We start from the raw sequence: 21,923 nt of genomic DNA, 5'->3' as shown, positions 1-21,923 counted from the left end.
TTTTGATTATTTTAATCTTTTATAGGTTCTTAGTATTATCTTCCGGAGTATAATCCATAAAAATCCCTCCGTCTATGGTTACTGATTTTATTTTTTTGCTTACAGGAACCGTAAGATAAGTCTGTTTCTCATCTTTTTCCCACAGTGCCGGAGAAAAATGCAGTTTCTCAGTTGTATTGTCAGTGTAACTGAGGATCGCATCAAAAGGAACCGCAAAACCTCCCACATTTTCAATATTGACCCTTAATAGGTCATTGCTCTGGGATACGTCTTTGATTTTAAGATCAATATAGTTGTTGGTATAAAACCAGTTTTCAAAGAACCAATTCAGGTTTTTCCCGGACCCTGTGTTCATAGAATTGAAATAATCCCAGGGAATCGGGTGTTTCCCGTTCCAGTTATTCATATAATGATGTAATGCCTTCTTGAACAATGCATCGCCGAGGTAATCTTTCAAAGCGAGATAAGAGAGCGACGCTTTTACATAAGAATTATTGCCGTAGCCGGCTCCGCTTACCTGCGTGCTCATGGTGATGATAGGCTGATCCTGTTCCGCAGAGGGATCACTGATCCACCTTTTCACTCTGAAATTTTTGTAAAACTCTTTTGCTTTTGCTTCGCCGTTTTCATCAATCCCGATCAGGTATTCCAGAGTAGTTGCCCATCCTTCGTCCATGTAAGCATACCGTGTTTCATTGATTCCCATATAGAACGGGAAATAAGTATGTGCAATTTCATGATCAGCGGTCAGTCTCGCATCCTGGAAGTCATCAGGGATACTGGTATCGTTGATCATCATTGGGTATTCCATGTCTGCATATCCCTGAACGGCAGTCATGACGTTGTAAGGATATTCCACTCCGGGCCAGTTTTTCGAAAACCAGTCCAGGTTGTACTGCATCCATTCTGTGTAATGCTCAAAATCTTTTGCACCGGACCTGTAGGCGGCCTGCACGCTGGCACGCTTGGTTTTAAGCTGAACACTGGAACCGTCCCAAACATAATGGTTGCTGACTGCAAAACAGAAATCCGGAATATGGCCGGCCCTGAATTTCCATATGTTCCATTTATTACCACGCGTGACTTTCCCGGATTTCATTTCCTTTTCATTAGCAATATGGATGACTTTATCGCTTCTTAACGAGGCCTTATATCGTTTCAGGAATTCTGGTTGCAATACTGCATCAGGATTCAGGAATTCACCGGTTGCCCAGACAACATAATTCCTGGGAACACTGATGGCAAAAGTATAATCATTAAAATCATTGTAAAATTCCTGCCGGTCCGAATGCGGAAGCATGTCCCAGCCGTTATAATCATCATAAACGGAAATTCTCGGATATGAATAGGCTACATAGAACGTTTCGGGATCTATCTGCCCTTCCCTGCCGCTCTGTACGGAAAGCGGGTATTCCCATTCAATTTTTATCTCTGCTTTGGATTTAGCCTTGATTGCTGAGTGGAGTTTCACCTTTTCTACCGTACCCCATTCATCACTGTTTACCGTATATTTTTCACCGTTGATCGTCAGTGATCTGATGTGAAGGCCTGAAGACAAAAAGTCTTTGGACACGAAGCCTGATCTCGGAGCCTGTGGCTTGTGGAGGTTATTGACGAACCGGATAGCAAGATCGTTCAGGTTATTAGGACTGTTATTGCTGTAGGCTATGGTTTCTTTTCCTGAAACCGTTTTAGAATCTGCATCCACTTTGACTTCAACATTATATACCCCTTTATTCTGCCAATAGTTTTTTCCGGGAGCGCCGGATATATCGCGGGTTCCGTTTTCATAGGCCTTCTTAATATTTCGCGGCATGTACAGCTGTTGAGCAGAGATGTGGTACCATGAAACAGCCACCAGTAAACCGGATAGAAATCGCTTCATATTGATTTTAATTTTAACTTCAAAAATAAGAAAAATGTAAGATCAAAACATGGGTTACTGATGATAATATTCTGTGGAAGAAAAAGCATAAGCAAACCCCTACAACCGGTCCTGCTCATCTGTTTTTTTAATGCTCTTTGCATTTTTTACAGACTGGTTTCCGAAGATATTGCAGGAGCCATTACAAACCAGTTTCCATACCAGATCGGGATCCTGGACATCATGATGCCGAATATGGACGGTTTTTCCCTAGCAAAAATAATTCTGAAAGTCCATCCGAAATTTCCTATCCTCTTTTTAACTGCCAAAAACCAGAAAATTGACCGTCTCACCGGACTGAAAATAGGAGCCGATGATTATATCGCAAAACCCTGCGACCCGGAAGAGCTCGTACTGCGGATCAGGAATATTCTGAAACGGACACTACCCAATACCAAAACACAGATCAGGATCGGACAGTATCATCTGGATACAGAAAAACTGCTGCTTTCGCACCCGTCTGAAAACATCCGTCTCACGATCCGGGAATTGCAGCTGCTATTGTACCTGTTGCGGTATAATCATAAAACCATAAAAAGAGATGATATCCTGGACAGCTTATGGGAAATCAATGACTATTTCACAGGAAGGAGCCTCGATGTCTTTATCAGCCGGTTGAGGAAATATTTCCAGCATGATCCCGAAATCAAAATCCAATCCCTGAGAGGAATTGGATTTGAAGTTGACTTCCCAATGTAAATCCTTTTAAAAAGAAAGTTCTGTCATTACCGGGAAATGGTCTGACGGATACAGTAGGTTTTCCCTTCTGTCATTAATATGCCTGTGGGATTTGATCTTAAATCCTTTTACAAAAATATAGTCAATTCTTTCTTTCGGAATTTCATTTACGTTGAAGCCGGTAAAGGTTCCTTTAGGACCGTAATGTTTCGTTTGGGAATGGTAATAGGTATCCTGAAGGTTTTTGGACATGATTTTGATGGGTTCTGAATCTTCAGTCAGGTTAAAATCTCCGCTTACGGTTACCGGGAGGTTTCCAGGATTGATTTCTGCAATCTTTTTTAAAATCAGTTCCGAAGATTTTACCCGTGCCACATTTCCGATATGGTCAAAGTGAAGGTTCATCGCCAAGAATTCCTTTTTCGATTTTTTATCCCTGAAAACTGCATAGGTGCAGATCCTGTTAAGGGCAGCATCCCATCCTCTGGAAGGTTTCTCAGGAGTCTCAGAAAGCCAGAAGGTTCCCGACTTCAATACCTGTAACCTTGCCGTATCATAAAAGATGGCTGAAAATTCTCCCTTTTCCTTACCGTCATCCCTTCCTACGCCTACATAATCATAGTTTTTCAGACCGGTTTTAAGATCCTTCATCTGCTCAGGAAGCGCTTCCTGTACTCCAAAATAATCCGGATGGTAATAACTGATCAAATCCAGGGCATCCTGTTTTCTTTGCGTCCATGCATTTTCCTTATCCGAATCTACCTGCAGCCTGATATTGAAGCTCATCACCTTGAGATCCTGTGAAAACATCATTGCTGCCAGCATCAGGCATACTGCTGAAAATCTGAAATTCATTTTTTTGATTTTTAAAATTGAAACAAAAATAAAGTTTCTATTTAAAAAGGAAGTTAAGAATTTCCAGGTATCATTTTAAAAGATGTTCACAAACAAAACTCCGGAATGTATTTCCGGAGTCTGATATTAATGGTGGTTTGATACTTTTATTCTTTGGTAAAGGTAAAATCCCTGCCGCCCTGTGAGAACGTAATGGTCTTCCTATCCTGGCTGAACTTAAGCGAGATCTGTGCCTGCTCGAAAGTGAAGGTATTATCTCCTGTATACTCCAGTGGAAATTCCGGCTGCCCGGTTGCCTGGGCATATAACTGGTTATTCTTCTCTGCAAAAGTAATTTTTACAGGAACCTGCTTGCTGCCGAATGTTCCGGTAAAATCTTTTATATTAATTTTTTCTACCGGCTTTGTCTGTGCAGTATCCCATGTCCATACATTATTCTTGCTGTTGGTATCCGGAATGGCCGATTCCGGGTCCAGTTTCACCTGCTCAATTTCTTTCGCAGAATCTACTTTAAAGGTCCATTCCCTGTTGCGTTTCCATACTTCAACAGGAAGTTTCACGATCTGTGTAGTCCCGTCTTTGAACTTCACCTGAACAGTTGTTGGCATCGGCAGCTGACCCAGGTTTTCCACTGTGATCTGTGCTCCGCTCTTGAAGTCTCCGTTTACATATTTTACATTTTTAACGGCCTGGTCTATTTTCCATTTGTTCATAAACCATCCTCTCCAGAACCAGTTCAGCTCCTCCCCGGAAACATTTTCCATGGTATGGAAAAAATCCCATGGCGTAGGGTGTTTAAATGCCCAACGGTCAATGTACGTCCTGAATGCCTTATCGAATTTCTCCGGGCCAAGGATCGTTTCCCTGAGGATCTGCAACCCCATTCCGGGCTTAAAGTAAGCCAGAACACCGATGCTGTTTTCCTTCATGTTATCTGGTCCTACCATGATCGGCTCAAAATTATCGTTCATGATATATCCTCCTGCCTGGGCAATATTCTTTTTCCGGTAATATTCACCTTTATTGAATGCTTCCGTAGATAATTCATTGATGAACGTATTGAATCCCTCATCCATCCAGGCAAACAATCTTTCGTTTGAGCCCACGATCATCGGGAACCAGTTGTGCCCGAACTCATGGTCGGTTACGCCCCAAAGTTCCTCACCCTTGGAATCCATATGGCAGAATACGATTCCCGGATATTCCATTCCTCCTTCATTTCCGGCAACATTGGTAGCCGCAGGATACGTGTATCCGTACCATTTGGCAGAATAGTGTTCAATGGCCGCTTTGGTATACTCTGTAGACCTTCCCCAGGCTTTTTCACCGGCACTTTCAGCAGGATAAGCCGAGATCGCCAGCGATTTCTTTCCGCCGGGAAGATTGATCCTTGCTGCATCCAGGATGAATGCTGCAGAAGACGCCCAAGCGAAGTCCCTGGCCTGGTTTATTCTGAACTTCCAGGTTTTGGTTCCGGCCGCCTGGGTTTTTCCGATTTCAGATTCAGGGCGGATCATCACCGTCTTATCACTGTACCTGGCCTGCTCCCAGCGGTTATTCTGTTCCTTAGTATAGACTTCTTTAGCATTGAGCAGCTCTCCGGAAGCAACGACATAATGGCTGGCAGGAACGGTGATGTTCGCCGTAATATCTCCGTATTCCAGATAGAATTCAGAGGCCCCCAGATAAGGCATGGTATTCCAGCCCAGCACATCATCATATACGCACATTCTCGGATACCATTGGGCTATGGTAAAGATTTTTCCGTTTTTAGTGTCCTGGATTCCCATCCTGTCGGAACCGTATTTTGGAGATTTGAATGAATATTCAATCTTTATTTTTGCCACTCCGCCTCTGGACTTTAATTCTTTCGGCAGATCGATCTGCATCCTGGTATCGGAAACAGTATAACGTACATCTTTACCATCCAGCTTAACGGATTTTATCCGGTAACCTCCGTCAAAATCTTCTCCGTGAGCACCGTTTCTGCTTCCTGATAACGGCACTATTGCATTTCCTCTGGAATCTTTTTTAAACAGATTCTGATCCAGCTGCAGCCAAAGGAATCCCAGATTATCAGGGCTGTTATTCGTATAGATGATTTCTGCCGTTCCTGTAAGTTCATCCTGGGCATCGTTAAGGGAGATGTCCAGGTTGTAGTTTACGGCATTCTGCCAATAGACATGTCCTGGCTGTCCGCTTGCCGAACGGGTCTCCGTACCGGTCTGAGGATAGAAAAACGGTTTGAATGCTTCTGTGTACTCATATTTGGGAGCTTCCTGGGCTTTTGCTGCTGTAAAGAACAGAGCAGCAAGCGAAGGAACGAGAATTCGGGATTTTAAATTCATTGAAATTATTTTTATAGCTTATGCAATAGGTTGTGGAGTATCGCAGATTGTTACAGTAGGCTGATGCTATCTTTTAAAATAAAAATCAGTTTGATTTCTTGGCCTTGATCATTGCTTCCAGGGCATCCCACATTTCCTGAGGAACATCTTCCAGCATATTGAATTCCCCTGCTCCCTGAAGCCACTCTCCTCCGTCTATAGTGACTACCTCGCCGTTCATGTAGGCAGAATAATCCGATACCAGGTATGCTGCAAGATTGGCCAGTTCCTGGTGCTCACCTACCCTTCTCAAAGGAACTTTTTTCTTCATATCGAATTTTTCCTGAAGGTCTCCCGGCAGCAGCCTGTCCCACGCTCCTTTGGTAGGAAACGGTCCCGGCGCAATGGCATTGAAACGGATGCCGTATTTGGCCCATTCTACTGCGAGAGATCTTGTCATGGCCAGTACACCTGCCTTAGCACAGGCAGAAGGTACCACATAAGCAGATCCTGTCCAGGAATATGTGGTAACAATATTAAGAACTGTTCCCTGCGTTTTTGAATCGATCCAGTGCTTTCCAATGGAAAGTGTGCAGTTTTTAGTACCCTTAAGGACAATATCGAGAATGGAGTCGAAAGCAGAGTGTGTAAGCCGTTCCGTAGGGGAAATAAAATTTCCTGCGGCATTGTTCAGCAGGATATCAATTTTGCCGAATGCTTTCAGCGCCGCTTCCTTCATAACTTCCACCTCGTCCCAGTTTCTAACGTCACAGGCCACACAAAGCACATTTCCTCCGGTCTGTTCTTCAAGTTCTGCGGCAGTGACCCGGAGTTTTTCGAGGTTTCTGGAGGTAATAACAACTTTTGCACCCAGTTCCAGGAAATATTTGGTCATGGCTTTTCCGAGACCACTTCCGCCGCCGGTTACTATAGCAACTTTATCTTTAAGGGCTCCTTCGCGGAGCATAGGCTGTGTGTACAGATTCATAACTTTATTGTTTAGATGATATGTGAATATAACTTTATATAGCGATCATGTGTTCTGTAAATGTAGTATAATTATTTGTTTCTGCTGCGGGAAAAACTATGCCTGATATATCAATCACACAAAATTGACGCACCAGCATCCACTAAAATCAAATTTTGAATATTTATCCTCTTATACATATTAAAATTTTATTAATTTTAATTAAAAAATAACACATATTCATTAAAAACATAAATTTGTTTAAAAATACTCATTGCCATGCCTAGTCTAACGCCTAAAACAAATGCGCTGGGATTTGCAAATGCCTATCATCTCCTGAGACGCACCACCTACAATATTACGAAAGCCAAAATTCTGGACTTCGCTGCGAAAACGCCACAACAGGCGCTGACAGAATTGTTTACTTTTAACAATCCGGTTCCACCCTCACCACTCAACAATGCCGGTGAGACCATTGTGCCCACAGCGGCCAATCCTACGATTACCGACAGCCAGAATACAGCCAACAGTGTAAAGAATGATCTCTACTGGTGGCTCTATTGTGCGGTAAAAGATCCTTCGGCACAGTATAAAATTGCCTATTTCCTTCACATTCTTTTTATTGCTGACGATGATGCTTCCTTCTGGACTAATTTTGATTATAAAGAGCTCTTAAGATTTCACGTCAACGGGAGCCTCAAAGATCTTGCCTTTCGGGTCACCCAGAATCCAAGAATGCTACTGTACCTCAATAACAATCTTAACCAGAATACCAGCCCCAATCAAAATTACGCACGGGAATTCCTGGAACTTTTTACGATTTTAAAAGGCCCACAGATCGCTACAGGAAACTATACCAACTATACGGAAACTGATGTGCAACAGGCAGCCAGGGTGTTGACGGGTTTTTCACTGACCTCATCCATACATCTTGACAAAAATGCAAGGCTTACTTCTGTAGATTCTGTTACCCAAATTCCCACCGGGCAGGTTAAGGTGAATACCCATGATACAGGGACCAAAACTTTTTCTGCGGCATTCGGTTCTCAGTCTATTACCGGGGGAACTACCGAAACAACAATCAAAGCAGAGCTTCAGAATTATATCAATATGATTTTTGACAAAGATGAAACGGCAAAAGCATACTGCAGAAGGATCTACCGCTATTTCGTGGGTAGGGAAATTACTTCGGCTATAGAAACAGGGATTATTGTCCCACTTGCAGCAGCGCTTAAAGCTGACAACTATAATATCATCCCTGCCATTACCACACTTCTGAAAAGCAAACATTTTTATGATGAAGAAGACAGTGTGGCCGGTGATCAGACCATCGGAAACATCATAAGAAATCCTGTTGAGCTGTACCTTCATATGTTCTCGCTGCTTAATCTTCAGATCCCGTTATATACTGCCAACCCTTCCGCGATACACAGCCTGATGGGCGTGGTGACCAATTATGCTTCCAATGCAGGAATGCCGGTTTTCAGGCCGCAATCGGTCAACGGCTACTCAGGATATTCAAGCAGCCCTAATTATGACAAAAACTGGATTACCACTTCTTCCCTCAGGATACGCTACAACAATACGATTGACTACCTGATCAACGGGCTGACTTACAACGGTTTCACCTTTAAACTATACAACGCTCCGTTTGTAAAAGACAGCGGTTATTTTTCTAATCCGGGAGATACAGATACCCTGGTTACGGAATTTCTGCAGATGATGTTTGTGGAAGTACCTACCGGTGACCGTTACAATTATTTCAAAAATGTATTCCTGAATAACCTCAGCACCATCAACTGGCTCAATGAATGGAACAACTACATCAGTACGGGGAATGCCAACAATGTGAAAATCCCTATCGACAGACTGGTAAAAGCTATGATTAAATCGCCTGAATTTCAAATAATCTAAGACCATGAACAGAAAAGATTTTTTAAAATTAGTTTCTCTCGGAGGTATAGGGGCTCCGTTCTACCTCAACGGCATGCCTTCAAGATTTATGAACCAGTTTCTGGATCTGCAGCTCAGCTGTGATACCGTTAATGACAGGGCTTTGGTTATCCTCAGGCTGGCCGGTGCCAATGACGGATTGAATACCGTGATTCCTATAAGCCAGTACAGTACGTATGCCGCACTGAGGCCAAATATTAAAATTGCCAGCACAGGAACCGGAAGCTATATTCCGCTGGACAGCACCGTCGCTTCCGGCAAGCTCGTTGGTCTGAACCCTTCGATGACCGGCTTTAAAAGCCTTTATGATTCCGGTAAACTCCTGCTCATGAACGGAGTAGGTTACCCAAACCCTAATTATTCACACTTCAGATCAGAAAACCTTATGTTTTCAGGTAAAGACGGAACCGTTAATTCTGATCTTCTGGACGGAATATTCGGCAGGTTTCTGGGGGCATTATATCCTGGCCTGGCAGGAAACCCAACCACGCTGAACCCGGATCCGCTCGCCATACAGATGGGAAACCTTAATCCATGCCTGTTCTATGAGCATACAACCGAAAAAAACATCGAGTATAACCTCACCGGATTCCAGTCCAGCATTTTCAGCACCTTAAAGCTGGCCACTTCAGAATATAATGACCTTTTGGCCTATGTGAAAGGCGTTGCAGCCAGTATGGACTCTTATTATGACCGTGTCATGCAGGTCTTTAATGCCGGAAATAATTCCGCGACAGCATATCCGAACTCTTCATTAGGAAAACAGCTTAAAACCGTTGCCCGAATGATTAAAGGGGGAAGTAAAACCAAAATTTTCCAGGTCAACCTCAGCGGATTGAATACCCACGTGAATCAGGTACAGTCAGGCAGTCCCCATCTGGGTACGCATGCCAATCTCCTGGGTGATATTGCAGGCTCCGTTGCAGCCTTCCAGGCAGACATCCAGCAGCTCGGCATTGCAGATAAGATTATGACGGTTACTTTCAGCGAATTCGGAAGACAGGTACGTGAAAATGGAAGTACAGGCACAGATCATGGTGACCTAGCCCCGTTTTTTGTCATTGGTAATGCAGCAGCGGCCGGCATTTTGGGAGATCATCCTGTATTCACCAATCAGACCAGCTTTTATTACAACCAGAACCAGAGGAGGTATGATTACCGGCAGATTTTTGCTTCATTGCTGCAGGACTGGCTGGGAGCAACCACCAGCCTGATGATTACTTCCGAACTCGATTATTACGTTACCGGCAGCCAGAAAGTGGATGTGATTACCGGAGCACAGAAAGCAAGCACAGTCTGCACCAACCTGGGAACATCAGAGGTAATTTCTGACCAGGGGATTAAGGTATATCCGGTTCCGGCAAGCCAGTATATTTACGTAGATTTTGAAAACAGAATACAACAGCATAGTGTGCAATACCAGATCCTGGATATGAGCGGAAGGATTGTGCTGCAGCAGACTGAAAAACTGGTTTCCAACCGGCTTGAGATCAATGTTTCAGCGGTTCCGGAAGGAAATTATATTTTAAAACTGAAGGCGGGAGAGGCCGAAATCGGTAAGAAAATTATTATTTCCCACCATTAATTACCTGTCTGCGGAGGTTTGAAAAGTATTTGTGCGACTTTCTTCCTTCGCAGGAATCATCATTGTTGACTATTTTTAGCTATTTTTAGCCTTTAAAAATTTTATTCACCAATGAGAAATCATAAAATTTATTTTTTTCTAATTTTTATAAATTTAATTTCAAATTATAAAGCCCAGCAATCTGAAAAGCCTGTCCGCTATGTCAATCCGCTAATCGGAACTGAAAAAATGGGGCATACCTATCCCGGTGCCACGGTTCCTTTCGGGGCTGTTCAGCTGAGTCCGGAAACCGATACTTTGTCATATGCGGTCAAGGGAAAATACAATGGTGACGTATATAAATACTGTGCAGGATACCGGTATGAAGATAAGACCATCGTTGGCTTCAGTGCCACACATTTCAGCGGAACCGGCCATTCTGATCTCGGGGATTTCCTGATCATGCCAACCACGGGGCCGCTGCAGCTGAACCCCGGAACGGCATCCCATCCCGAAAAAGGCTACCGGAGCAGGTTTTTGGCATCAGAATGAAAAAGCAGAAGCAGGCTATTACCGGGTACTGCTGGATGATGACCGTATCCTGGCCGAACTTACAGCAACAACACGAACCGGCGTTCACCGTTATACCTTCCCAAAATCTGATCAGGCCCACATTATTTTTGACCTGATGGCAGGAATTTACAACTATGACGGAAAAAACATCTGGACATACGCCCGGGTGGAAAACAATACAACCATAACGGGATACCGACAGACCAATGGCTGGGCAAGAACAAGAACGGTTTACTTTGCCATGAAATTTTCCAAGCCATTCAAATCCTACGGACAGAAAAACTACGACGGAAAACAGGTATACAACGGATTCTGGAGGAAATTTGACCAGACCAGAAACTTTCCGGAAATCGCCGGCAAAAACGTAAAGATGTATTTTGATTTCACGACCTCTGAAAATGAGCCCATCGAAATCAGGCTTGCTATTTCGCCTGCCAGCCAGGCCAACGCCCTGGAAAATCTAGAAAAGGAAACCGGAAACCTTTCTTTCGACCAGATAAAAGAACAGGCTCAGGAGCAATGGAATAAGGAGCTTGGCAAAATTGCTATCCGGGGTTCCGAGGATACCAAGATTAATTTTTACACAGCCATGTATCATACATTCATCAATCCTACCACATATATGGATGTTAACGGTGAATACAAAGGTCTGGATCAGAACACTCACAAGGCTGACACATTCACGAATTACACTACATTTTCTATCTGGGACACCTACCGGGCCCTCCATCCGTTCTTTAATATTATTCAGCCGAAAAGAAATAATGATATGGTGCAGTCTATGATGGCCCATTACCGCCAGTTTTCCATGAAGATGCTTCCGATCTGGTCGCATTATGCCAATGACAACTGGTGCATGAGCGGCTATCATAGTGTCAGCGTAGTGGCTGATGCTATCATTAAAGGCAATTATTCCGGTGATCCGCATGAGGCTTTGAAAGCATGTGTAGAAACCGCTGATAAGAGAGATTATGAAGGAATCGGATATTATATTGACAAAGGCTATATTCCTGCCGAAAAAAACGGAACCTCAGTGTCCAACACCCTGGAATACGCGTATGATGACTGGGCGATTGCGCAGCTGGCCAAGTATTTAGGAGAAAATGAAGTCTATAATCGGTTTATCAGAAGATCAGAGAACTGGAAAAACAACTTCGACAAAAGTACAGGCTTTATGCGGCCTCGATTACAGGATGGAAGCTTTAAGGCAGATTTCAATGCACTGAGTACCCACGGGCAGGGTTTTATTGAAGGAAACTCCTGGAATTACAGTTTTTTTGTTCCTCAGAATCCGGAAGAACTCATTAAAATTATGGGCGGAAAGAAAAAATTTACTTCAAGACTGGACGAGCTGTTTACCATGCACCTTCCGGACGAATTTTTCGCTGATACGGAAGATATTACCCGCGAAGGGATCATTGGTGGTTATGTCCATGGAAATGAACCGGCCCATCATGTTGCCTACCTTTATAATTGGGCTGGGCAGCCCTGGAAAACCCAGGCTCAGGTGAGACGAATTTTAACCATGCAATATAAAGCAACTCCCGACGGGCTGGGAGGCAATGATGATACAGGGCAGATGAGCGCGTGGTATATCCTAAGCTCACTGGGCTTCTATCCTGTCGCTCCGGGATCCGAGGATTATGCTCTCGGAAGCCCTGCTGTTGATTCTGCCGTTCTGAATTTAGAAAACGGAAAAACATTCAGCATCGAAGCTATAGGCCAGGGCCCGGAAAATGTATATGTAAAAAAAATCCTCCTGAATGGAAAGGAAGTGAAAAACTTCACACTCAGACATGCTGATATCATGAACGGAGGTAAGCTGAGCTTTTTTATGAGCGCCAAAGCTAAGTAATGCACAATTAGACTAAGCCAGGTAATACAATAAAAGACTGCTCTATGGCAGTCTTTTGCATGTATCAAAACTATCTTTATTAAAGCCTAAAAGGCATCTGCCTTAATATTCTGTTTATGGTTTTTTCCCCATTCCGACAGTGACATGATAACAGGTTTCAGCGTTTTGCTGTAATCTGTAGAAATGTATTCCACTAAAACCGGCGTCTGCTCACTGTGGACGATCCGTTTTACAAAACCGTTCAGTTCCAGATCTTTCAATTCGTTGGACAGGACTCTTGCAGAAATTCCGCTGATGGTCCTTTGCAGTTCATTAAAACGGACATTCCCGAATTCCTGTAATACTATGATGATTTTCAGCTTCCATTTTCCGCCGATGACATAAATGGCATCTTCAACTGCAGAAAGGTTTTCACTACAGCTTCCTCTGCAGATTGTTTCTTCATTTTCCATATATTCTATTCATAAACTAACAAAAAGGTTACTGCTAACCTATGGTATACTACTAACTTTTAATAAGCTAAAGTACATAATTTTGCTGAAGAAACTTTAATGTATAAAAAATGAAAAACATACTTCATATCAGTTCAAGTTCAAGGACTCACAATTCTTCAAGCCGGATATTGGGAAATGCCATAGAAGAAAAATTACAGAATGTTTACCCGGAACACAAGATAACAACACTGGATTTATTAAAAAATCCGTTTCCGCATTTAGGTGAAGAACAGGTAGAAGCATGGTTTATTCCCGCAGAAAGCAGAACAAATGAGCAAAATGAAGCGGTGAAACGCTCGGACGACGCTATTGCACAACTTCAGGCTTCCGATATTATTGTAATCAGTGTTCCTATTTATAATTTCGGGATCCCTTCCGTTTTAAAAGCTTATATCGACCATATAGCACGGGGAGGAATAACTTTCCGGTATTCTGAAAATGGTTTTGAAGGTTTGGTGAAAAATAAAAAAGCCTATATCGCAGTAGCAAGTGGATCTGTTTTTTCAGAAGGTGATTATCAGCCGTATGATTTTGTTGTGCCTTATTTAAAAAGCGTACTCGGCTTCATAGGAATCACTGATATCAGTATTGTCCGCGCAGAAGGCCTAAGTCTTCCTGATCTTCAGGATACAGCCCTGGAAAAAGGAATTCAAAGTATTGTAATTGGTTAATGGTGATCTTCAGGATAGAGCTGATTATAAACTTTTCTGACCATGAGCTGTACGCCTGATCCGATCTGAAAAAAAAGCAAAAAAGACTGCCACGGCAGTCTTTTTTTATTCCTAAACCTCAAAAAGCAATCGCTCCCCGAATTTCTGTTCATTAATTTTACCCTGGTCATACACCAGATTTCCATTCACAAAAGTGTGGGTTACTTTAGACTGCAGCTCCATCCCTTCAAGAGGGCTCCATCCGCAGTGATACAAAAGATTTTCTTTGGCAACCGTCCAGGAATCATGAAGATCAACCAGGACAAGGTCTGCTTTGTATCCTTCCCTTACAAAACCTCTCTTAGCAATCCTGAAAAGGATAGCCGGGTTATGGCACATTTTTTCAACAATCTTTTCAAGGGAAATCTTTCCGTTTTTATAGTTTTCAAGCATTACGGGAAGAGAATGCTGCACCAAAGGCGCTCCGGACGGGCATTTGGTATATACGTTACGCTTTTCTTCCCAGGTGTGTGGCGCATGGTCAGTAGCAATCACATCAATTCGGTCATCAAGAAGGGCTTCCCAAAGCCCGTCTTTATCTTTCTGGGTTTTTACCGCAGGATTCCATTTGATCAAGGCTCCTTTGGTTTCATAATCTTCGTTGGTAAAGGTGAGATGATGGACACATACTTCCGCTGTGATCTTTTTATCTTTCAAAGGAATATCATTCCTGAACAGTGCGGTTTCCCTGGCAGTGGATAGATGGAAAACGTGCAGCCTCGCTCCGGTTTTCTTTGCGAGCTCAATGGCTTTTGAAGATGATTTGTAACAGGCCTCTTCACTTCTGATCAGGTGATGGAACTTCACCGGGATATCCTCGCCGTATTCATCCATGTATTTCTGTGTATTGGCTTTAATTGTAGCTTCGTCCTCACAGTGAACGGCAATCAGCATTTTGGTATTGCTGAAAATGCGTTCCAGGGTTTCCGGATTGTCTACCAGCATATTGCCTGTAGAGGAACCTAAAAACAATTTGATTCCGGGAACGTTTCTGGGATCCGTTTTCAGAACTTCTTCTAGATTATCATTGGTGCCGCCCATCATGAAACCGTAATTCGCGTAGGCACTTTCTGAAGCTATGTTGTATTTATCAGCCAACAATGCCTGGGTAACAGCATTGGGCACGGTATTCGGCTGGTCTATAAAACTGGTAACACCTCCCGCTATTGCAGATCTGGATTCAGATTCAATATTGCCTTTGTGGGTAAGGCCCGGCTCACGGAAATGGACCTGGTCATCAATGACGCCAGGCAAAAGGTATTTCCCTGAACCATCAATGACCAGATCTACATCGTCATCGATCCTTTGCTCTATTTTTGAGATGATATCATTGTCTATCAGAATATCGCTCCCAAAGATTTTTCCTTCGTTAACGATTTGAACGTTTTTAATTAAGGTCTTCATTTTACTGAGAAATTAGAGATTACAGAACGGATATTAAAGTTCAGAAATAGCCATCGGCTTAAAGAACAGAGTCATTTTTCAGACCCTGTTTATTCTAACTTCTGATCGCTAAGATCCGGCCAAGAGCAAAAGTAAGGTTTATAGATGAATTTTAACAGGCCTCCTGAAAAATCAATTTGTAAATATATACATTTGCATAAAATTTCACGTTTTGAAAAAACTGCTCAACGAGACGATCATTTATGGAATCGGAGCCATCATGCCGAGAGTCATCTTGTTTATCCTTAACCCTTTATATATCGACCAGATCGACAGCAGGGATTTTGCAATATTTTCCAACCTGTATGCCCTGATTTCTTTTGTAAATATCATGCTTTCTTTTGGTTTTGAAACCGCATTTTTCCGGTTTTCATCCGAGAAGGACCAGCAGAAAACTACTTTTAATACCTCTTTCTGGTTCCTGTTTGGGCTTTCCACCATTTTCCTGCTGTCCTGCCTGCTTTTCAGCCAGCCTATCGCCGATACTTTAGAATATTCCTCGAATCCGGAATACATCCGCTGGTTTGCCTGGATTGCCTTTTTTGATAATCTCTGTGTCATTCCATTTGCATGGCTGCGCTATAACAACAAGCCTATAAAATATTCTCTTGTAAGGGTTTTGCAGTCTTTATTCCAGACTGTAATTACCATTGCACTGTTTCTTTATATCCCGCTCCATGTTTCGCAAGGATTAGGATTGAAAGAAAAAGTTTCTTTCCCGTTCTACAGCAATTTAGCAGCAAGTTTTTTAGGGTTCATCCTGCTTTTGCCGGTCATCATGAAGGTAAGGCTTCAGTTCTCTGCAGATCTCTTCAGGAAAATGATCCGGTACTCCTGGCCGGTCATGATTGCCGGGCTGGCTTTTATGGTGAACGAAAACTTTGACAAAGCCATACAGATCTGGTACATTCCGGGAGAAGATGCCGGCGCATACGGTGGCTGCTATAAACTCGCCGTACTGATGACGCTTTTTGTCACCGCTTACAGGATGGGCATTGAACCGTTCTTTTTCAAGCAGATGAATAATGAAAATGCTAAAAACACGTATGCAAAGGTAACAGAATACTTTACTTTCTTTGCTTCAACGGTTGCCATGGGAATTATTGCCAATATCTCTTGGCTGAAACAGATCCTTATTCCTAACAGCACATACTGGACAGCCGTTGACATCATCCCCATTATTGTAGTAGCCAATCTCTGTTTCGGGATCTACTATAATTTTTCCACCTGGTATAAAGTGACAGACAGGACCCGTGTAGGAACAGTGATTTCCTGGCTGGGCGCTATCATTACAATTTCACTGAATCTTGTCTTTCTGAAAAAATATGGTTTTATGGTTTCCGCCTGGGTAACATTTATAGCCTATTTCGTCATGATGGTGACGTCTTATCTGCTCGGACAAAAGTATTATCCGATTCCTTACAGGATCAAAAAAATGACTCTGTTCATTGGTCTGCTGATAGTATTCAGTTTTCTCATCATGTATATTTTCAGCTATAATTTCTGGATCGGTAACCTGATGTTCCTTGTGTATGCAGGTATTCTGATCTACAGCGAAAAAGATATGCTGCTTTCCAGGGTCAGAAAAAGAGGATAACAAAAAATGCTGTTTCACCATCCGGTTATATATCATATGCAATATATACCACTTGGAAGGTATTATTCTTATCTTTACACCAAATTAATTAGCTAAAAAAAACTTACTGTATCGTTTATGAAAATTATAGTTCCTATGGCAGGACGAGGTTCAAGATTGCGTCCCCATACATTAACGGTCCCAAAACCGCTAATCCCTATTGCAGGAAAGCCGATTGTACAGAGGCTTGTAGAAGATATTGCAAAGGTTGCCGGCGAAAAAATAGATGAAGTAGCTTTTATTATCGGTGATTTCGGAGCTGAGATTGAAAAATCGCTTATTCAGATTGCTGAGAAATTAGGAGCAAAAGGAAGCATATATTATCAGAATGACCCGCTGGGAACCGCACATGCGATTAAATGTGCCGAGCAATCAATGACCGGTGATGTTGTTATTGCCTTTGCTGATACACTCTTCCGGGCAGATTTCCAGCTGGATAAGAATTCAGATGGTGTCATCTGGGTAAAAAGTGTGGAAGATCCCTCCGCATTCGGGGTTGTGAAACTGGATAATTACGGATTCATCACTGACTTTGTAGAAAAGCCGAAAACTTACGTTTCAGACCTGGCTATTATCGGGATCTATTATTTTAACAGTGCCGAAAAACTGATGAGTGAAATCAACTATATCATGGAACATGATATTAAAAACGGCGGAGAATACCAACTGACGACGGCTTTGGAAAACCTCAGGTCTAAAGGCGCCAAATTCACTCTGGGAAAAGTAAACGACTGGATGGACTGCGGGAATAAAAATGCCACTGTAGAAACCAACAGCAAAATCCTGGCCTATGAAAAAGATGCCATGGCACACCATCCTGCTTCCGCACAGATTGAAAATTCGCTGATCATTCCGCCTTGCTTTATTGGTGAAAATGTAAAGATCTCCAATTCAAAGGTGGGTCCCGGAGTTTCTTTGGGAAACAATACAGTGGTTATTAATTCCAATATTGAAAACTCACTGATCCAGGAAAATACACAGATCAATCACGGTAACCTTTCCAACTCGATGATCGGAAATTCTGCACAGTACTTTGGTGTAGCAAGGGAAATTTCGTTGGGAGATTATTCTGTCCTGGACTTCCTGTCGAAATAACAGCAGTGCTTACTGTTTAAAGATTACCCAAACCACACAAAACATTTTGTGTGGTTTGGCGTTAATATTGCAAAGTTTTACTTTAATCTATAAAGACCCGTACATGAAAAGATGGATCCCCCTGTTATTTGTATTGTTGGCCGTATCATCCTGCAAAACCAGGAATGCTGCCCGTAAAAACACCAACATCAATGACAGTACCGCAGTATATACCCATAACGATAATCCTAAGGATGTCAATGAGCCTGTAAGGGATAAACTCACTTTCTTTGAACATGTCCTCGTTCCGCCTAAATTCGATCAGGTAAAGATCAACAGTAAAGTGAATGTGGAAACCGGAAGTTTTATTCCTACGCTTGATGCCACCATCTATATAGAAAATAACCAAAAGGTATGGATGAATCTTTCAGCGCTGTTCATTAATGTCGCCAGGGGAATTGCCACACCGGAAGGTATCAAAGGCCTGGACAGGACCAACAAATCCTATATTGATTCTGATTTTGAATACCTGAACAACTTACTGAACGTTAACTTTATAGACTACCAGGCACTCCAGCGGATTCTAATGGGAAGGACCTTTATGAAAATCAATGATTCCCAGTTCACCCTGACTAAAAATGCCCAGGGCTACAAAATGGTTTCCAATACCAACCAGAAGATTACTACCGCTGAAAAAAAACGTGAGTATAAAATCAGTTTGCAATATGATCAAAATTACGATCTTTTGAATGTAGAGCTTAAAGACGTTCTTTCGCCGGATGAATTACAAATTTCTTACAGCAACTGGGATGAGTATAACGGATTACGTTTACCAAAAAATGTTAAAATAATTATAAAAGGATCAAAAACCAGCCAGATTATGCTGGAAAATACGAAATTTGATTTTTCTAAGATGGAAACAGCTTATTCAGTTCCAGCTAATTATAAGAAAATCGAGATTAAATGATCAAAAAATTTAGCTTTTTAATAGGTATTCTGCTGTTTGGATTGCATTATGGGCAAAAGGACAAAGAACAGCTGCAGAAACAGAATGCTGAACTTAAAAAACAAATTGCACAAATAAATACGGATCTGGCGAAAACTAGAAATGAATCCAAGCTTTCGATCGCCTACCTTACCAATGTTAACAAAAAACTCGTTTTAAGAGAAAAGGTTTACAGCAATACGCAGAAAGAAAAGAGATTTATAGAAGATGATATTTACCTGCGCCAGCTGGAAATCAACCGGCAGAACAGGGAACTTGCAGTGCTCAGGAAAAACTATGCTGAAGTGCTTGTAAATGCCTATAAAAATAAGGGTGTACAGAATAAGGTGACCTTTATTCTATCTGCTAAAAATATGGGGGAAGCCATCAGAAGAGTTCAGTATCTTAAGCAGTACTCCGATTATCAGGATAAAAAAGCGGCAGAAATCACCCGTGCTGCCAATCAGATCAAAAATACCATTGCACAAAAGCAGAAATCTGTACGAGACAAAGAAATGCTTCTGGTCAACCAGCAAAAGGATTTGACTACTATTAATGCCGAAAGGGCTCAGAAGGAACAGTTGGTAGCAGAATTTAAAAAGAACGAAACCAAACTGACAGGAGAACTAAAGCAGAAACAGGCTCAGTCTAAAGCACTGGAAGGACAGATCAGAGCGATCATTGCTGAGGAAATCCGCAGGGCTAAAGCTGAGGAAGAGGCAAAAAGAAAGGCGGAAGCTGAAAAAATCCGTCTTGCAAAAATTGCAGCCGAAAGAGAAAAAGCAAGAATAGAAGCTGAAGCCAGGGCAAGAGCTGAAGCATTGGAAAGAGAGCGCCTTGCTGCTGAAGCAGAAGCAAGAAAAGCAACGGAACTGGCCGCAAGAAGAGCCGAAGAAGAGAGAAAAAGAACGGAAGAAGCTAGCAGAGCAGAGGCCAGCTCAAGAGATGAAGCAAGAAAAGTAGCGGCTAAAAAAGCTTCCGATGAAGCAGCAGCGAAGGCAAAGTTGGCATCGGATAAATTGGCAGCAGCCAGAGCAGCTGAAGCAGCGCTTGAAAAGAGAAAAGAAGACGACAAGAAAGCAGCGGAATCCAAGGCTATGACGAATTTCGGAGTTTCCACTGCAGCCGGAAATAATTTTGCGGAAAACAGAGGAAGGTTAGGTTTTCCTGTTGATAAAGGACAGATTACCCACCGATTCGGAAGGCAGCCCCATCCGGTATTCAAAAATATTGTTGAGGAAAATAATGGGATTAAAATCTCCGTTCCCGCCGGTACACGGGCCAAGTGTGTCTTCCCGGGATCAGTTTCCTCGGTATTGGCCAATAATGACGGAACCAAAACTGTCATCGTAAAACACGGAACCTATTTTACCATATATTCAAACCTAGGAAGCGTAAATGTCTCCAAAGGCCAGCAGGTTTCTGCAGGCACGCCTGTAGGGACTGTAGGACAGGATTTTGACGGATCTTATACCCTTGATTTTCAGGTATGGAGCGGAAGTACTCCGGTTGATCCGTTAGGTTGGGTTTCTTACTAAAAAAAGATTAACTTTGTAAAAAAAATTAAGATGAACACATTAACAATGTTATCCCTGTCCTGGCAGCATATACTTATCGTAGTATTAATTTTGGTTCTACTTTTCGGAGGTAAAAAGATTCCTGAATTGATGAGAGGTGTAGGTTCCGGTATTAAAGAATTTAAAGATGCAGTAAAAGAAGAAGACAAACCAGCTTCTGACAAGACTTCTTCAACGAACAACAATTCCTCTTCTACCCCTACCAACTAAGTTTCCTCATTAATGAATTTCACAGAAACTGCCTGGAACATCTTCAATACTTCTATTGAAGATTACCATGCATATGACGATGTTAACACTCTAATTAATAATACGTTCCCAAAAGACAGTTTGGAACGAATTTTGTATGCAAAGAACTGGATTGATACCGTTCAATGGCATTTGGAAGATATAATTAGAGATGAAAATATTGATCCGGCTGAAGCCCTTCAGCTAAAAAGAAGGATAGATTCCTCCAATCAGCACAGAACTGACCTTGTGGAATTTATAGACAGCTGGTTCCTGAAAAAGTATGAAAATATAATTCCTAAACCTGCGGCAAAACTTAATACGGAGACCCCGGCGTGGGCCATAGACCGTTTATCTATACTTGCTTTAAAGGTTTATCATATGTCATTAGAAGCCAACAGAGCATCGGCTTCAGACGAGCACAGAGCACAATGCCAGGCTAAACTGGATGTCCTTATGGCTCAGAAAGAAGATCTCTGCACTTCTATAGATCAGTTGCTTGCTGATATTGAGAACGGTGACGTTAAGATGAAGGTATACAAACAAATGAAGATGTATAACGATGAGAGTCTTAACCCAATCCTGTATCAAAAGGGGCAGCAAAAATGAGACGATTATTTTTTTTCGGTATAACAATAACGGCACTGACATCATCCTGTGCAACGGAAAAACTCAACTTTTCACCGTTGTCAAACAGCTTCTACAGTGATTCCAAAGGGTCTGGCTCAGACCATGGTCTTGAAAAAAGCATTGATATTAACATCCGTGATAACGTTAATGCCTCCGAAATTTCTAATATGATCTCTACTTTTCCTACTTTTAAGAATACGGCACTGGATAATGAGATTACTGCTCTTAAATACAGTCTTCAGAACTATCTTTTCGCCATTGATGCTGATAATATCACAGGAAAAAAGAAAGCGGTAAAAAACTTCGAGAAATCCTACAAAAAAGTACAGAGGCTCAGGAAAACGCTTAATGAAGATGACAATGAAGTGCTTAACCGCTACCTTGTACGTCTTAAAACCAATATTTCCGTGATCGAAGATTCTATAAAATCCAATTAAAAAACTTTACCGT

At 42.2% G+C, this 21,923-nt stretch carries 17 protein-coding genes and 1 pseudogene; 12 read left to right on the top strand and 6 right to left on the bottom strand.

The window, feature by feature from the left end:
• Positions 1-19 precede the first annotated feature (19 nt).
• Positions 20-1,885: a M1 family metallopeptidase gene (locus tag QE404_RS18970; protein ID WP_307453185.1), complete on the bottom strand. Its 1,866-nt coding sequence runs from the start codon at positions 1,883-1,885 to the stop codon at positions 20-22.
• Positions 1,886-1,945: 60 nt separating this feature from the next.
• Here QE404_RS18970 and QE404_RS18965 point away from each other — a divergent pair, with 60 nt between their 5' ends.
• Positions 1,946-2,623, top strand: a complete 678-nt coding sequence (locus tag QE404_RS18965; RefSeq protein WP_307453184.1) for a response regulator transcription factor — start codon at positions 1,946-1,948, stop codon at positions 2,621-2,623.
• Between the two features lie 6 nt (positions 2,624-2,629).
• Here the strand turns inward: QE404_RS18965 and QE404_RS18960 are convergent, their stop codons facing one another.
• The 3 genes from QE404_RS18960 to QE404_RS18950 form a co-directional block, all read right to left on the bottom strand.
• On the bottom strand, positions 2,630-3,457 hold the full coding sequence (locus QE404_RS18960) for an endonuclease/exonuclease/phosphatase family protein (RefSeq protein WP_307453182.1): 828 nt from the start codon (positions 3,455-3,457) through the stop codon (positions 2,630-2,632).
• Positions 3,458-3,603: 146 nt separating this feature from the next.
• Positions 3,604-5,805, bottom strand: coding sequence for a M1 family metallopeptidase (locus QE404_RS18955; RefSeq protein WP_307453180.1), 2,202 nt, complete (start codon positions 5,803-5,805; stop codon positions 3,604-3,606).
• 85 nt (positions 5,806-5,890) lie between these two features.
• A complete protein-coding gene (locus tag QE404_RS18950) occupies positions 5,891-6,772 on the bottom strand; it encodes an SDR family oxidoreductase (RefSeq protein ID WP_307453177.1) in 882 nt (293 codons plus the stop codon).
• Between the two features lie 258 nt (positions 6,773-7,030).
• Between QE404_RS18950 and QE404_RS18945 the strand changes: the two genes are divergently transcribed.
• The 3 genes and pseudogenes from QE404_RS18945 (at position 7,031) to QE404_RS18935 (ending at position 12,696) form a co-directional block, all read left to right on the top strand.
• Complete coding sequence (locus tag QE404_RS18945) at positions 7,031-8,665, top strand: DUF1800 family protein (protein WP_307453175.1); 1,635 nt, start codon at positions 7,031-7,033, stop codon at positions 8,663-8,665.
• A gap of 4 nt (positions 8,666-8,669) precedes the next feature.
• Positions 8,670-10,289 (top strand): T9SS type A sorting domain-containing protein, encoded by a 1,620-nt coding sequence (locus QE404_RS18940; RefSeq protein ID WP_307453174.1) that lies wholly within the window; start codon positions 8,670-8,672, stop codon positions 10,287-10,289.
• A gap of 111 nt (positions 10,290-10,400) precedes the next feature.
• Positions 10,401-12,696: pseudogene (locus tag QE404_RS18935) on the top strand (GH92 family glycosyl hydrolase).
• Between the two features lie 86 nt (positions 12,697-12,782).
• On the opposite strand, the gene QE404_RS18930 reads toward QE404_RS18935, so the two are convergent.
• Positions 12,783-13,148 (bottom strand): winged helix-turn-helix transcriptional regulator, encoded by a 366-nt coding sequence (locus tag QE404_RS18930; RefSeq protein ID WP_307453170.1) that lies wholly within the window; start codon positions 13,146-13,148, stop codon positions 12,783-12,785.
• Between the two features lie 110 nt (positions 13,149-13,258).
• Here QE404_RS18930 and QE404_RS18925 point away from each other — a divergent pair, with 110 nt between their 5' ends.
• The gene (locus tag QE404_RS18925; protein WP_307453168.1) at positions 13,259-13,861 is read left to right on the top strand and encodes an FMN-dependent NADH-azoreductase; all 603 of its coding nucleotides are present in this window, start codon (positions 13,259-13,261) and stop codon (positions 13,859-13,861) included.
• Between the two features lie 111 nt (positions 13,862-13,972).
• On the opposite strand, the gene QE404_RS18920 is transcribed toward QE404_RS18925, so the two are convergent.
• The gene (locus tag QE404_RS18920; RefSeq protein WP_307453167.1) at positions 13,973-15,304 is read right to left on the bottom strand and encodes a dihydroorotase; all 1,332 of its coding nucleotides are present in this window, start codon (positions 15,302-15,304) and stop codon (positions 13,973-13,975) included.
• A gap of 211 nt (positions 15,305-15,515) precedes the next feature.
• Here QE404_RS18920 and QE404_RS18915 point away from each other — a divergent pair, with 211 nt between their 5' ends.
• From QE404_RS18915 to QE404_RS18885, 7 genes are all read left to right on the top strand, one after another.
• Positions 15,516-16,940, top strand: a complete 1,425-nt coding sequence (locus QE404_RS18915; protein ID WP_307453165.1) for a lipopolysaccharide biosynthesis protein — start codon at positions 15,516-15,518, stop codon at positions 16,938-16,940.
• A gap of 117 nt (positions 16,941-17,057) precedes the next feature.
• Positions 17,058-18,074, top strand: coding sequence for a sugar phosphate nucleotidyltransferase (locus QE404_RS18910; protein ID WP_307453163.1), 1,017 nt, complete (start codon positions 17,058-17,060; stop codon positions 18,072-18,074).
• 103 nt (positions 18,075-18,177) lie between these two features.
• On the top strand, positions 18,178-19,020 hold the full coding sequence (locus QE404_RS18905; RefSeq protein WP_307453162.1) for a DUF4292 domain-containing protein: 843 nt from the start codon (positions 18,178-18,180) through the stop codon (positions 19,018-19,020).
• Positions 19,017-20,576 (top strand): murein hydrolase activator EnvC family protein, encoded by a 1,560-nt coding sequence (locus QE404_RS18900; protein WP_307453160.1) that lies wholly within the window; start codon positions 19,017-19,019, stop codon positions 20,574-20,576. The genes QE404_RS18905 and QE404_RS18900 overlap by 4 nt, the downstream gene beginning before the upstream one ends.
• A 30-nt stretch (positions 20,577-20,606) precedes the next feature.
• Positions 20,607-20,825: a twin-arginine translocase TatA/TatE family subunit gene (locus tag QE404_RS18895; protein ID WP_307454070.1), complete on the top strand. Its 219-nt coding sequence runs from the start codon at positions 20,607-20,609 to the stop codon at positions 20,823-20,825.
• Between the two features lie 12 nt (positions 20,826-20,837).
• Positions 20,838-21,452, top strand: a complete 615-nt coding sequence (locus tag QE404_RS18890; protein WP_307453156.1) for a DUF4254 domain-containing protein — start codon at positions 20,838-20,840, stop codon at positions 21,450-21,452.
• The gene (locus QE404_RS18885; protein ID WP_307453154.1) at positions 21,449-21,910 is read left to right on the top strand and encodes a hypothetical protein; all 462 of its coding nucleotides are present in this window, start codon (positions 21,449-21,451) and stop codon (positions 21,908-21,910) included. Before QE404_RS18890 ends, QE404_RS18885 begins: the two co-directional genes overlap by 4 nt.
• The last annotated feature ends 13 nt before the right edge of the window (positions 21,911-21,923 follow it).

It is taken from the genome of Chryseobacterium camelliae (genome assembly GCF_030818575.1).
In the GTDB taxonomy this organism is placed as follows: domain Bacteria; phylum Bacteroidota; class Bacteroidia; order Flavobacteriales; family Weeksellaceae; genus Chryseobacterium; species Chryseobacterium camelliae_A.
This window is presented reverse-complemented; position numbering and strand designations above follow the sequence as displayed.